12 protein-coding genes are annotated in these 12,779 nt (G+C 72.1%); 5 read left to right on the top strand and 7 right to left on the bottom strand.

All coding sequences use genetic code 11. The features are described 5' to 3' along the window. Positions 1-352: 352 nt before the first annotated feature. From ACIRYZ_RS03435 to ACIRYZ_RS03405, 7 genes are all read right to left on the bottom strand, one after another. Positions 353-1,738 (bottom strand): 8-oxoguanine deaminase, encoded by a 1,386-nt coding sequence (locus ACIRYZ_RS03435; RefSeq protein WP_402938905.1) that lies wholly within the window; start codon positions 1,736-1,738, stop codon positions 353-355. A gap of 69 nt (positions 1,739-1,807) precedes the next feature. Then, a complete protein-coding gene (locus ACIRYZ_RS03430; RefSeq protein WP_402938902.1) occupies positions 1,808-3,286 on the bottom strand; it encodes a nucleobase:cation symporter-2 family protein in 1,479 nt (492 codons plus the stop codon). A 272-nt stretch (positions 3,287-3,558) separates the two neighbouring features. Further along, positions 3,559-4,479 (bottom strand): factor-independent urate hydroxylase, encoded by a 921-nt coding sequence (gene pucL, locus ACIRYZ_RS03425; protein WP_393024429.1) that lies wholly within the window; start codon positions 4,477-4,479, stop codon positions 3,559-3,561. 30 nt (positions 4,480-4,509) lie between these two features. After that, positions 4,510-4,845 carry a hydroxyisourate hydrolase gene (gene uraH, locus ACIRYZ_RS03420; RefSeq protein WP_393024432.1) on the bottom strand — a complete coding sequence of 112 codons (336 nt, stop codon included), beginning with the start codon at positions 4,843-4,845 and terminating at the stop codon, positions 4,510-4,512. Between the two features lie 108 nt (positions 4,846-4,953). Beyond that, positions 4,954-5,457, bottom strand: coding sequence for a 2-oxo-4-hydroxy-4-carboxy-5-ureidoimidazoline decarboxylase (uraD, locus tag ACIRYZ_RS03415; protein WP_402938898.1), 504 nt, complete (start codon positions 5,455-5,457; stop codon positions 4,954-4,956). A gap of 203 nt (positions 5,458-5,660) precedes the next feature. Continuing rightward, positions 5,661-6,041 carry a helix-turn-helix domain-containing protein gene (locus ACIRYZ_RS03410; RefSeq protein ID WP_402938896.1) on the bottom strand — a complete coding sequence of 127 codons (381 nt, stop codon included), beginning with the start codon at positions 6,039-6,041 and terminating at the stop codon, positions 5,661-5,663. Next, a complete protein-coding gene (locus ACIRYZ_RS03405) occupies positions 6,038-6,283 on the bottom strand; it encodes a thiamine-binding protein (RefSeq protein ID WP_402939509.1) in 246 nt (81 codons plus the stop codon). The genes ACIRYZ_RS03410 and ACIRYZ_RS03405 overlap by 4 nt, the downstream gene beginning before the upstream one ends. 216 nt (positions 6,284-6,499) lie before the next feature. Here ACIRYZ_RS03405 and ACIRYZ_RS03400 point away from each other — a divergent pair, with 216 nt between their 5' ends. From ACIRYZ_RS03400 to alc, 5 genes are all read left to right on the top strand, one after another. Continuing rightward, a complete protein-coding gene (locus tag ACIRYZ_RS03400) occupies positions 6,500-7,342 on the top strand; it encodes a TIM barrel protein (protein WP_402939506.1) in 843 nt (280 codons plus the stop codon). Positions 7,343-7,500: 158 nt separating this feature from the next. Beyond that, positions 7,501-8,394: a 2-hydroxy-3-oxopropionate reductase gene (locus ACIRYZ_RS03395; protein ID WP_402938894.1), complete on the top strand. Its 894-nt coding sequence runs from the start codon at positions 7,501-7,503 to the stop codon at positions 8,392-8,394. A gap of 385 nt (positions 8,395-8,779) precedes the next feature. Beyond that, complete coding sequence (locus ACIRYZ_RS03390) at positions 8,780-9,922, top strand: glycerate kinase (RefSeq protein WP_402938892.1); 1,143 nt, start codon at positions 8,780-8,782, stop codon at positions 9,920-9,922. Positions 9,923-10,036: 114 nt separating this feature from the next. Further along, entirely contained in the window at positions 10,037-11,416 is a 1,380-nt protein-coding gene (gene allB / locus ACIRYZ_RS03385) for an allantoinase AllB (RefSeq protein WP_402938890.1), read from the top strand. Between the two features lie 43 nt (positions 11,417-11,459). Further along, positions 11,460-12,719: an allantoicase gene (alc, locus tag ACIRYZ_RS03380; RefSeq protein WP_402938889.1), complete on the top strand. Its 1,260-nt coding sequence runs from the start codon at positions 11,460-11,462 to the stop codon at positions 12,717-12,719. Positions 12,720-12,779 lie beyond the last annotated feature (60 nt).

Below are 12,779 nucleotides of genomic sequence, written 5' to 3'. Positions count from 1 at the left end.
CAGTCGACAGATGACAGATGACAGCTGACAACTTTCGTCATCTGCTATCTGTTATCCGTCGGCTGTTCGCCGTCGTCTGCCGGCCGCCCGGCGCCTCTGGCCGCCTGGCGCCCCTGGCCGTCCGGCGCTCGGCCGCGTGAGGGTCGGTTCCCGGGCGCGCCCGCAGCCCCGGACCCTCGCCGTGGGTCCGGGGCTGCGGTCCGCGCACCGATGGCAGCGAACAGATGACAGATGACGAAATCTGTCAGCTGCCAGCTGTCCGCCGCCCGGAGGCGCGCGGAGTCCGGGTCACGCACCGTCCCTGGGCGGCCCGGAGTACAGGGAGCGGGCAGGGAATCGGGACGCCGTCGCGTCAGAGCGGCCGGGAGGCGAGCTCCTTGGCCGCGCGGGCGCAGGCGCGGGCGATCCGGTCCTCGTTGACGGTGGTCAGCTCGCCCTTCTCGACCACGGCGTTGCCGTTGACGAACAGCACCGCCAGCGGCGGCAACGCGCCGAAGGTCAGGGCCGCGACCGGGTCGGCGATCGAGGAGTGCATGATCCCGTCGATCTTCCACAGCGCCAGGTCGGCGAGCTTGCCGACCTCGATCGAGCCGATCTCGTTCTGACGCCCGAGCACCCGGGCGCCGCCCATGGTGCCCAGTCGCAGCGCCTGGCGCCCGGTGAGGGCGGTCGGGTAGCCGTGCAGCCGGTTGATCAGCAGCGCGTTGCGCAGCTCCGTGCCCAGCTCGCCGGACTCGTTGGAGGCGGTGCCGTCCACACCGAGCCCGACCGGCACGCCGGCCTTGAGCATGTCGGGTACCCGGGCGATCCCGGCGGCCAGGCGGGCGTTGGAGGAGGGGCAGTGCGCGACGCCGGTGCCGGTCTCGGCGAACTTGGCGATGTCGGAGTCGTTCATGTGGACGCAGTGCGCCATCCAGACGTCCTCACCGAGCCAGCCCACCGACTCGAAGTAGTCGGTCGGCCCCATGCCGAACAGCTCCTTGCAGAACTGCTCCTCCTCGGCCGTCTCCGAGCCGTGGGTGTGCAGCCGTACGCCCTTGCGGCGGGCGAGTTCGGCGGACTGGCGCAGCAGGTCGGTGGAGACCGAGAACGGCGAGCACGGCGCCAGCGCGATGTGCAGCATCGAGCCGAAGGAGGTGTCGTGGTAGCGGTCCACGGCGGCCTCGGAGGCGGCCAGGATGTCGTCCAGCTCCTCGACCGCGTGGTCCGGCGGCAGCCCGCCGTCCTTCTTGCTGCGGTCCATCGAGCCGCGCAGCGCGGTGAAGCGCATGCCGAGCTCCTGGACGGCCTCGATGGAGGCGCCGAGGACGTCGCCGCCGTCCTTGGGGAAGACGTAGTGGTGGTCCGAGGCGGTGGTGCAGCCGGACTTGAGCAGGGCGGCGGCCGAGCCCTGGCTGGCGGCGTGCACGAGCTTCTCGTCGATCCGCGCCCAGGTCGGGTAGAGGGCGACCAGCCAGTCGAACAGGATGTCGTCCTGGGCGAGGCCGCGGGTGATCCACTGGTAGAAGTGGTGGTGGGTGTTGACCAGGCCCGGGGTGAGCAGGTGGCCCTCGCCGTTGATCCGGCGCACCACGTTGTCCAGCCACGCCGGGGCGGGGCCGTTGCCGACGGATTCGATCGTGTTGCCGAGGATGACCACATGGCCTCGGGCGTACTCGGTGTCGGCCGCGTCGACGGTGGCGATCGCGACGTTCTCGATCACGATCCGCTGGTCGGCGGGTGGGGGCTGGACTGCCATGGTGTCACTCCTATGGGGGAGGGCCAGGAGGGGCGCGCACCTGCTGGTACGCGCCCCTGCCCGGACCGGTCAGGACGGTGTCGCCGTCGGCACCGTCGTGCCGGAGGTCTGGCCGGACCTGGTCCGGCGGGCGGCTCCGACGTGGTGGAAGAGCAGGTTGAGCAGGACGGCCATCACGCAGCCGGCCGAGATCCCCGAGTGCATCAGGGTCCGGACGGCCTCCGGGAAGGAGTCGTAGAAGGCCGGCACGGCGATCGGGACGATGCCGACCCCGAGCGAGACCGACACCAGGATGGTGTTGGAGTTGGACTCCATGCCGGCCTCCGCGAGAGTGCGGATCCCGCTCGCCGCGACCGTGCCGAAGAGCACGATCCCGGCGCCGCCGAGGACGGGCTGCGGGACCAGGGAGACGACCGAACCGAGCACGGGGAAGAGCCCCAGCAGGATCAGGATGCCTCCGCCGGCCGCGACCACGAAGCGGCTGCGGATCTTCGTCAGCGCCACCAGCCCGATGTTCTGGGCGAAGGCGCTGGCGGCGAAGCCGTTGAACACGGGGCTGAGCGCGGTGGCCAGTCCGTCGGCCCGCAGGCCGGCGGCCAGCGTGGCTTCGTCGGCCTTACGGTCGACGATCTTGCCGAGCGCGAGCATGTCGGCGGTGGATTCGGTCATCGAGACCACCATGACGATGCAGAGCGAGACGATCGCGGATCCGTCGAACATCGGCGCGCCGAAGTGGAACGGAGAGGGGAGGGCGAAGACCTTCGCGTCCTGGACCGCGCTGAAGTCGGCCAGCCCCAGCGGGAAGGCGATCAGGGTGCCGAACGCCAGACCGATGAGCAGGGACAGCTGCTGCCAGAAGCCGCGCAGCAGCCGGTTGCAGAGCACCACCGCGGCGAGGGTGATCGCGGCGAGGCCGACGGCCCGCATGGAGCCGTACCCGGGGGCGCTCGGCGAGCCGCCGCGCGCCCAGTTGACCGCCACCGGGAGCAGGGACACCCCGATGAGGGTGATCACGGTGCCCTGGACGACCGGGGGGAAGAACCGGATGAGCTTGCAGAAGTACGGCGCCGCGAGGAAGCACAGGGCCCCCGCGACGATCACCGCTCCGAAGATCACCGGGAGGGCGTCCTTCGGGCCCCCCGTTCTTTCGATAGAGCCCTTGGCGATGGCGATCATGGGCGCGACGCCCGCGAACGAGACGCCGTTCACGAACGGCAGTCGCGCGCCGATCTTCCAGACGCCGAGGGTCTGGAGCAGGGTGGCCAGTCCGGCGGTGAACAGGCTGGCCGAGATGAGCAGGGCTAGGTCGGCGGCGGAGAGCCCGACGCCGGCGCCGACGATGAGCGGGGGTGCGACGACCCCCGCGTACATCGCGGCGACGTGCTGGAGCCCGGTGGAGAACAGCTTCACCGGAGGCAGCACCTCGTCCACGGGATGGTTGGCGGACCCGGACGGCTTGCCGGGGAGGCGGTGTGACGTGCCGTCCGGGCCTGGGGTTCTTGCTGGGGTGGAACCGCCGTCTGAACTGCTGGTGTTGCTGGGTGCCATGTCGAGCCCCTCTTGTGCCCGTGGCTCCCGGCGCGCCCGTGGCGCTGGAGACCCCCCGAGGGCGGGACGGCGGAGCAAGGATCCCTCGGAGCGCTTCTCCCGTGCCCCGGGCCGGCCGCCGCGAGGCGAACACGAACTCCGGTTGGTGGGGGTGGAGAAACAGGTGGTGCGGATGGTGCCGGTGGTGCGGACCGCCCGGACTCGACCGGCCCGTGGGGGCCGGAGGGTGCGGCGACTCCGGGCGGAGTCCATGGGGTTGGGGCGGGGGGAGGTCAGACGACCGGGATGACCGGTACGACGCCCTCGCGGTGCACGGTGCCCTCGATCAGGCCGTACATGCGGTCCGCGGCGTAGTAGACCTCGTTCTCGTTCTTGAGGCCGAAGGGCTCCAGGTCGACGAGGAAGTGGTGCTTGTTGGGCAGTTCGAGGCGTACCTCGTCCACCTCGGCGCGGTTGTTGAGGACCCGGGTGCCCATCGCGTGCAGGGTCTGCTGCAGCGAGTAGGAGTAGGTCTCGGCGAACGCCTCCAGCATGTGCCGCTTCACGTGGGTGTAGGAGCGGTTCCAGTTGGGCTGGGCCTCGCCGTCCCGGCCGCTGTAGCCGTACTTCCAGCGGGCGGTGACCTGGGTGGCGAGGATGCGGTCGTACGCCTCCTGCAGGGTGGTGTACTTGTCCTTGATGTAGCCCCAGAACTCCGAGTTGGTGGAGTTCATGACGATGAGGTCCTTGAGGCCGGAGATGACCTGGACCTTCTCACCGTCGTAGACGACCTCGGTCGTGCGGGTCTCCTGGCCGTTGCGGACGAAGGAGTGGCCGACCTCCTCCGAGCCGATGAAGCGGGCCGAGTTGTCCGGCGTCTTGATCCGGTCCCAGGCGTACTCCTCGATCCGGATCCGGGCGCTGTGCACGACGCCGCGCTCGGTGTCGTCGACGAAGTGCCGGGCCAGCAGGATGCCGAACGCCTCGGCCGACTCGATGCCGTACTCCTTGGCGAAGGCGTAGACGGTGTTCTTGGTGGTGTCGGTGGGAAGGCAGTTGGCGTTGGACCCGGTGAGGTGGACATCCTCGAACTCGCCCTGGAGGGAGACCGAGACGTTCAGGTCCTTGATCTCGTGGCGGGTGGAGTCGCGGTAGACCCGGACGATGCGGTTCTCCGCCTTGCCGTACTGGTTCTGACCGAGCACGTGGGCCATGACAGGCTCCTAAGCTTCCAGGTCGGTCTACTAGCTTCCGCGGTAGACCGAGTATCCGAACGGGTTCAGCAGCAGCGGCACGTGGTAGTGGTGCTGCGCGGGCGCGACCGTGAAGACGATCGAGACCTCGGGGAAGAACGGCGGCTCCGTCGACAGCTGCGCGTAGTGGGCGCCGGTGTCGAAGAGCAGCCGGACGACCGAGCCCGCCTCCACGGCCGGCAGGTCCTTGACCCGGCCGTCGGAGTCCGTGGCGGAGGTGCCGAGCACCTGCCAGCCACCCTCGGTGTGCAGTGCGAGCTCGACCGGGACGCCCTCGGCCGGGCGGCCGAGGCTGGTGTCGAGCACGTGGGTGGAGATGCCAGTCATGGGTGAGGTGACCTTACTGATGGCAGAGGTGGTGGTGCGCCGGTTCTCCGGTGGAGATGCGGCATCCGGACGGCATGCGCCGGTCCACGAAGCATTCTTGACGATGCGTCAGGACTCGTCGAGGAGGCGGTTGAGTCGGATGTCGTTGATCTTGCGCAGCTCGCCCCGGACGATCTCCGCCTCGGTGGCGGGGTCGTTGGGGTGGCGCTCGCGCAGGGCGGCGAGCATGGTGGCCGCGGTGCGGCCGGTCGCGCAGATCAGGAACACGTGGCCGAACTTCGCCTCGTAGGCGGCGTTGGCCTCGTGCAGTTCGTCGAGGATCGCCTGATCCACACCCTGGATGCCGGCCTGCTCGCGCTCGGAGGTGGCGTCGCCCGTCTTGGGCTGTCCGATCCGGGCGTGTCCGGCCATCGCGTCGCGCAGGTCCGCGTCGCTCAGTGCGGCCATCGCCGCCGCGTTGGCGGCGAGCAGGGCCTCGCGGCTGGACCAGGGCTTGGCCGCCGCGATCGCGGCGGCCCAACCGGGGCTGGAGCATACCTCCAGCAGGAGCCCTTCCAGCTCCGCGGCATCGGCCGCGGCCAGGGCGTCAAGGGCGTGGGGGTGGTTGGTCACGAGTGGACCTCCTGAAGAGTGGTGCCACCCGGAAAAGCTAGATCGACCCCACCCGGCCGTCAACAGTTTGTTGAACGGTTGGTGGTTACGTTTTGAACCGGCTCGCGATGCCGGGCCCTTTCGTGTGCGATTCGCCAAGTGTGCCCCGCCCTGGGCCGATCCACACTTTCTCCGGCGGCGGGGTCACTCGCTTCGCGGGCCGTTCAGGAGGACTTCGTGCCGTCCTGGCGGTTGAGGTAGTTGTACACGGTGAAGCGGCTGACGCCGAGCGCCGAGGCGACCGTCTCGACCCCGTGGCGGACGGTGAAGGCGCCGCGCTCCTCCAGGAGGGCGACGACCCGCTGCTTCTCCCAGCGGTCGAGTTCCGCCAGCGGCCGGCCGTCGAACTGGCGGGTCATCTCGGCCAGCAGCCGGTCCAGCGCACTGCTCAGGTGCGGCAGTCGGACGGCCAGGGCCGGAGTGCCCTCCCACTCCAGGACGACGTCCTCGGCCTTCGCCTCGTCCAGCGGGACGGGCGTCGCGCCGACCGCGTCCAGCAGCGGCTTGACCGCCGCGGCGAGCGGGTGTTCCGCGTGCTCGGTCACGGCGTACCGCCCTCCTCGCCCAGCACGCTGACCTGGACCGAGATCCGCGTCGCGCCGGCGTCCAGGGTCTCCCGGAGCAGTCGGGTCACCGCGGCGAGGACCTGGTCGGCCTCGCCCTCGGCGCCGGTCCCGAAGGGGCCGACCGAGACGTTCAGGCCGGCCTCGTCGACGACCTTGCGGGCCGTCGCGGCGTGCTCGGGGAACGTGTCCAGTTCGAACGGTTCTGTCGTGAACTCCACCATCAATCGCACGTGCTCACTGTATCGAGCGGGGGTGGCGGCGGGCAGGGGCTGGGTGATCGAACAGCCGTGGGCCTGGGAGGCGGGCGCCGTCCAGCTGCTTCAACAAAATGTTGCGGCGCCCTTGACACTCGCTCGGCGAGCCGGAGATGCTTCCACCACACAGAATCCCTCTTCCGGATCGTGGAAGTTGAGGATGAAGGAAGAGAGTGAGAGGTGATGGACGTGACGGCGGCTGCCAAGCACGGCTTCACGGTCAACCTGTCGATCCTGTTCAGCGAACTCCCGCTGCTGGAGCGCCCCGCCGCGGCTGCCGCGGCCGGCTTCACGGCCGCCGAGCTCTGGTGGCCGTTCGGCACGGAGCACAGCCCCTCCCGGGCCGAACTGGACGCGCTGCGCAAGGCGTTCAGCGACGCGGGGGTCCGGCTCACCGGCCTCAACTTCCTGGACGACCTGAGCCGGGGCGTCCGGGGCACCGTCTCGGTCCCGTCCGAGAAGGAGCGGTTCCGCGCCAACGTCCCGGTCGCGGCGGAGCTCGCCGACTCGCTCGGTGCCACCGCGCTCAACGCGCTGTACGGCAACCGGGTCGAGGGCGTCGAGCCGGCCGAGCAGGACGCGCTCGCGCTGGAGAACCTGGTCATCGCCGCCGGGGCGGCGCACGAGATCGGCGCGATCCTGCTGGTCGAGGCCCTCAACAAGGCCGAGTCGCCGGACTATCCGCTGGTCTCCGCCGCCGCCGCGGTCGAGGTGGTCGACAAGGTCAACGCCGCCACCGGCCTGGGGAACGCGAAGTTCCTCTGCGACCTCTACCACCTGGCCAAGAACGGCGAGGACCTGGCGGCGGTCATCGACACCTACGCCGACCGGATCGGCCACGTGCAGATCGCCGACAACCCGGGCCGCAACGAGCCCGGCACCGGCGACCTGGACTTCGAGGATCTGTTCGCCCGGCTCAGCGCCGCCGGCTACAGCGGCTCGATCGGCCTGGAGTACCGCCCCTCCACCGGCGTCAGCGCCGACAGCTTCGGCTGGCTGCCGCGCGAGCTGCGCGCCGCCCACTAGCGCGGCCCGCCCGCGCAATCCGGCAGCGCAATCCGCCCGCGCAGTCCGGCAGCGCAGCCCGGTAGCCGGCCCGGCGGCGCGGTCCGGGGGCGTGCCCGCGTCCCGTCCGTCGCCCGGCAAGCCACCACCCACCCCGCACACGTAAGGAACTCGACGCGATGAGCGCCTCCCGCAAGATTGCCTTCGTCGGCCTCGGCATCATGGGCAAGCCCATGGCCGTCAACCTGGTCAAGGCCGGCCATCAGGTGACCGGCTTCGACCTCTCCCAGGCCTCGATCGACGCCGTCATCGCGGCCGGCGGCCAGGGCGCCGCCGGCATCGCGGACGCGGTGAAGGACGCCGAGGTCGTCATCACCATGGTCCCGGCCGACCCGCACGTCGAGGCGGTCATCCTCGGCGAGGGCGGCGTCCTGGAGAACGTCAAGGCCGGCACCCTGGTGATCGACATGTCCTCGATCACCCCGCAGACCTCCATCAAGGTCGGCAAGGCCGCCCGGGAGAAGGGTGTGCGCACGCTGGACGCCCCGGTCTCCGGCGGCGAGGCCGGCGCGATCGAGGCGGTGCTGTCGATCATGGTCGGCGGCGAGGCCGCGGACTTCGCCGAGGCCAAGCCGCTGTTCGACGCGCTGGGCACCACGGTCATCCACGTCGGCCCCGACGGCGCCGGCCAGACCGTCAAGGCCGCCAACCAGCTGATCGTCGCGGTCAACATCCAGGTGCTCGCCGAGGCCGTGGTGTTCCTGGAGAACGCCGGTGTCGACCTCGCCGCCGCACTGGACGTGCTCGGCGGCGGCCTGGCGGGCTCGACCGTGCTCAACCGCAAGAAGGCGAACATGCTCAACCGCGAGTTCGCCCCCGGCTTCCGGATCGACCTGCACCACAAGGACATGGGCATCGTCACCGACGCCGCCCGGGCCGTGGGCGCCGCGCTGCCGGTCGGCGCCGTGGTGGCCCAGCTGGTCGCCTCCGCCCGGGCCAACGGCGACGGCTCGCTGGACCACTCGGCGCTGCTGCGCGGCGTCGAGCGGCTCTCCGGCCGCGAGGTCAAGTAACCCCGACCAGGGCCTTCGGCCCGAACAAGCTCCTCCTGGCGGCGTGTACCTGATCCGGTCGTGCCCGCGCCGCCAGGAGGTCAGGCCCGACCGGCGTGCGGGCCGGGGCTCATCCACCCGCCCGCCGGTCGATCCAACCGGTGACGCGCGCACCCTCCCCGGGGGCACTTCGGTCGTGCCTTGCGCGTCGCCTGTCCCCCTCCCCGCCGAGGGGAGCCCCTCGTACGTCGGAAGCGGGACGAGTGGGGGTACCTCCCGGCCGAAGGCTGGGGGAGAACGGCGGGGAGGGGGTCGCACCACCCGGGAGGGTCTCGCATCCCCGAGGCCACCGGACCCATGCTTGTCGAACCACCGCCAGACCCCGTACGGAAGTGAGGACCACGCGATGCCCCCCACCCCCCACCAGGGCCATGTGGTCGTAGCTCCGGACAAGTTCAAGGGCACCCTGGAGGGTGCCGAGGTCGCCGCCCGGATCGCCGCCGGCATCCGGCGAGCCGCGCCCGGTACCGAGGTGCGCGAGCTGCCCGTCGCCGACGGCGGCGAGGGGACCCTGGCCGCCGCGCTCGCGGCGGGCTTCACCCGGGTCGCGGCCAAGGTGGCCGGCCCGACCGGCCTGCCGGTGGACGCCGCGCTGGCCGTCCGCGGCGACACCGCCGTGGTCGAGCTGGCCCAGGCCTCCGGCCTCGCCCGGCTGCCCGGCGGCCGCACCGCCCCGCTCGCGGCCGGCTCCTACGGGGTCGGCCAGCTGATCGGCCGGGCGGTCTCGATGGGCGCCAAGCGGATCGTGCTGGGCCTCGGCGGCAGCGCCTCCACCGACGGCGGCGCCGGCATGGTGCAGGCGCTCGGGGTGCGCCTGCACGACGCCGACGGCACCGAACTGCCGCCCGGCGGGGCCGCGTTGCGCAAGCTCGACCGGATCGACGTCGGCCGCCTGGCGGAGCTGCTGACCGGCGTCGAGATCGTGGTCGCCTGCGACGTGGACAACCCGCTGCTCGGCCCGCGCGGCGCGACCGCCGTCTACGGCCCGCAGAAGGGCGCCGACGGGGACGACCTGGTGGTCCTGGAGGAGGGCCTGACCCGCTTCGCCGACCAGGTCGCCGCCGTCACCGGGCGCGACGTGCGGGAGGCCCCCGGCGCCGGGGCCGCGGGCGGGGTGGGCTTCGCCGCCCTCGCCCTGCTCGGCGCCACCATGCGACCCGGTATCGAGCTGCTGCTCGAACTGCTGGGTTTCGACGAGGCCGTGCGTGGGGCACGCCTCGTCGTCACCGGCGAGGGCTGCCTGGACGCGCAGACGCTCCATGGCAAGGCCCCCGCCGGAGTCGCCGCGGCGGCTGCCCGGGCGGGGGTTCGGGTGGCCGCTGTGGCGGGCCGGTTGGAGCTCTCCGAGCCTGAGTGGCGCGCGGCCGGCTTCACCGCCGCGATCGCCCTCACCGACCTGGCCGAGCAGCCGGGGGACAGCATGACCAGGGCCGGTGAGCTGGCCGAGGTCGCGGGGGAACGGCTGGCCGAGGAGCTGCTGCCGGGCTGAGCCCTCGTGTGTTCCTCCATTGACGTTTTGTTGAAGGCGGGCCTAGGCTCCCGGCAATCCTTCGCCTCCACCCGTGTTCCATCACCCCCAACTCCCAGGTTTCGGAGGTCCCCCATGCCTTTCAGCCAGCCGACGGTGATCCGCTCCCGTCGGGCGGCGCTGCCCGGCGGTGAGCGCCCCGCGGACGTGCTGATCCGGGACGGGAAGATCGAGCAGGTCGCCGCGTACGGCTCGCTCGCGGTCGGCGACAGCCAGCTCGTCGACCTCGGCGACACGGCCCTGCTGCCCGGCCTGGTCGACACCCACGTGCACGTCAACGAGCCCGGCCGGACCGAGTGGGAGGGCTTCGCCACCGCCACCCGGGCCGCCGCGGCCGGCGGCGTCACCACGATCATCGACATGCCGCTCAACTCGATCCCGCCCACCACCACGGTGGAGGGGCTGGCCGTCAAGCGGAAGACCGCCGAGGGCCAGGCCTGGGTCGACCTCGGCTTCTGGGGCGGCGCCGTCCCCGGCAACGTCCCGGACCTCCAACCCCTTCACCGGCAAGGCGTGTTCGGCTTCAAGAGCTTCCTCGCCCCCTCCGGCGTCGACGAGTTCCCGCACGTCGAGGGCGCCGACCTGGAGGCCGCGCTGGCCGAACAGGCCCGGATCGGGGCGCTGGCGATCATCCACGCCGAGGACCCCGGCGTGCTGGCCGCCGCGCCGCAGCAACCCGGCGCCCACTACCGGGACTTCCTCGCCTCCCGTCCCGCCGACGCGGAGACCGCGGCCGTCGCCCACCTGCTCGAAACCGCCCGGCGCACCGGGGCCCGGGTGCACATCCTGCACGTCTCCTCGGCGGCCGTGCTGCCGCTGCTGCGCCGGGCGCGCGAGGACGGCGTACGGGTCACCGCCGAGACCTGCCCGCACTACCTGACCCTCGCGGCCGAGCAGGTGCCGGACGGCGACACCGCCTTCAAGTGCTGCCCGCCGATCCGCGACGAGGCCAACCGGGACGCGCTCTGGGAGGCCCTGGGGCGCGGTGAGTTCATCGCCGTGGTCTCCGACCACTCGCCGTCCACCCCCGACCTCAAACTGCTGCCGGAGTACGGTGGCAGCGGCGACTTCGCGGCCGCCTGGGGCGGGATCGCCTCGCTGCAGCTGGGCCTGCCGGCCGTCTGGACCGAGGCCCGGCGACGCGGCCACACCCTGGCCGACGTGGTGCGCTGGATGTCCGCCGGACCGGCCGAGCTGGTCGGCCTCACCGGGACCAAAGGCGCCATCGCGGTGGGCTGCGACGCCGACCTGGTCGCCTTCGACCCCGACGGCGAATTCGCCGTCCACGCGCGGGAGTTGCACCACCGCAACCCGGTGACCCCGTACGCGGGACGGACGTTGACCGGTGTCGTCCGCACCACCTGGCTGCGCGGCCGCGCGGTGGACACCGGCGCCGAGCCCTTCGGCCGTCAGCTCACCCGGCCGGCCGACTCCCTTTCCGGCACCGCTTCTTGAACCGACACCGCCTGAACCGACACCGCCTTTCTGAGGAGAGTCAGTGACCACTGCCGACACCCCGAGCGCTCCCTTCACCGAGCTGGTCAACCTGGCCTCCCGGCTGCTCGGCGCGGGCGTCGTCGCCACCAATGAGGACACCTTCGCGGACGCGGAGAACCTGCTGGTCGCCAAGCCCGCCGAGTTCCGCCCGCACACCTTCGGTCACAAGGGCCAGATCATGGACGGCTGGGAGTCCAAGCGCCGCCGCGGCGTCTCCGCCGACCAGCCGCACCCCACCGACCAGGACCACGACTGGGCGATCGTCCGGCTCGGCGTCGGCGGCGTGATCCGCGGCCTGATCGTCGACACCGCCCACTTCACCGGCAACTACCCGGAGAGCGCCTCGGTCGAGGCCGCCTCCGTACCCGGGCACCCCTCGCCCGAGGAGCTGCAGGACGCCGAGTGGACCGTCATCGTGCCGCGCACCCCGCTCCAGGGGGACACCGCCCACGAGTTCGCCGTCCAGGACGACACCCGCTACACCCACGTGCGGCTGAACATCTTCCCGGACGGCGGCGTCGCCCGGCTCCGGGTGCACGGCGAGGTGCTGCCCGACCCGCGCGAACTGGACGGCCTCACCCTCGACCTGGCCGCCCAGGAGTACGGCGGCGTCGCCGAGGCGGCCTCCGACCGCTACTTCTCCTCCCCGCACAACCTGAACGCTCCCGGTCGCGCCTCCGTCATGGGCGAGGGCTGGGAGACCCGGCGTCGGCGCGACAAGGCCAACGACTGGGTGCAGATCGCCCTGGCCGGGGGCGGTGAGGTCCTGGCCGCCGAGGTGGACACCACCCACTTCGTCGCCAATGCCCCCGGCTGGGCCGACCTGGTCGGCTTCGACGCCTCGACCGGACAGGACCCGGCCGACGGCGAGTGGTTCGAGATCCTGCCCCGCACCCGCCTGCAGCCCGACACCCGGCACCGCTTCCGGCTCGACGTGGGCCGCCCGGTGACCCACGTGCGGATCAACGTCTACCCGGACGGCGGGCTCGCCCGCCTCCGGCTCACCGGCCGTCTCACCGAGGCAGGCCGCGCGGCCCTCGCGCTGCGCTGGTTCAACGCCGTCCCGGCCGCCGAGGCCGCCGCCGCGCTCACCGCCGCCGGCCTGACCGGCGAGGAGGCCGCCGCGCTGGCCGCCGCCCGCCCGCTGGCGGACCCGGCCGCGGCCACCGCCGCGGTGGCCGGCCTCCAGCCGGCCGACGGCCCCGACGGCGAGCACTCGGCCCGCCGTCGGTCGGCGCTCTGGCGCCTGCTCGGCGTCTGAGCCCCGCGCGGCCCGTCCACCTCTCCACGCACCGCCTTATCGACACCTGAAGGACCCCCT

Source organism: Kitasatospora sp. NPDC101155 (genome assembly GCF_044768305.1).
Classification (GTDB): domain Bacteria; phylum Actinomycetota; class Actinomycetes; order Streptomycetales; family Streptomycetaceae; genus Kitasatospora.
Note: the sequence above shows the minus strand (reverse complement) of the source record. Positions and strands in the feature narration are given on the sequence as shown.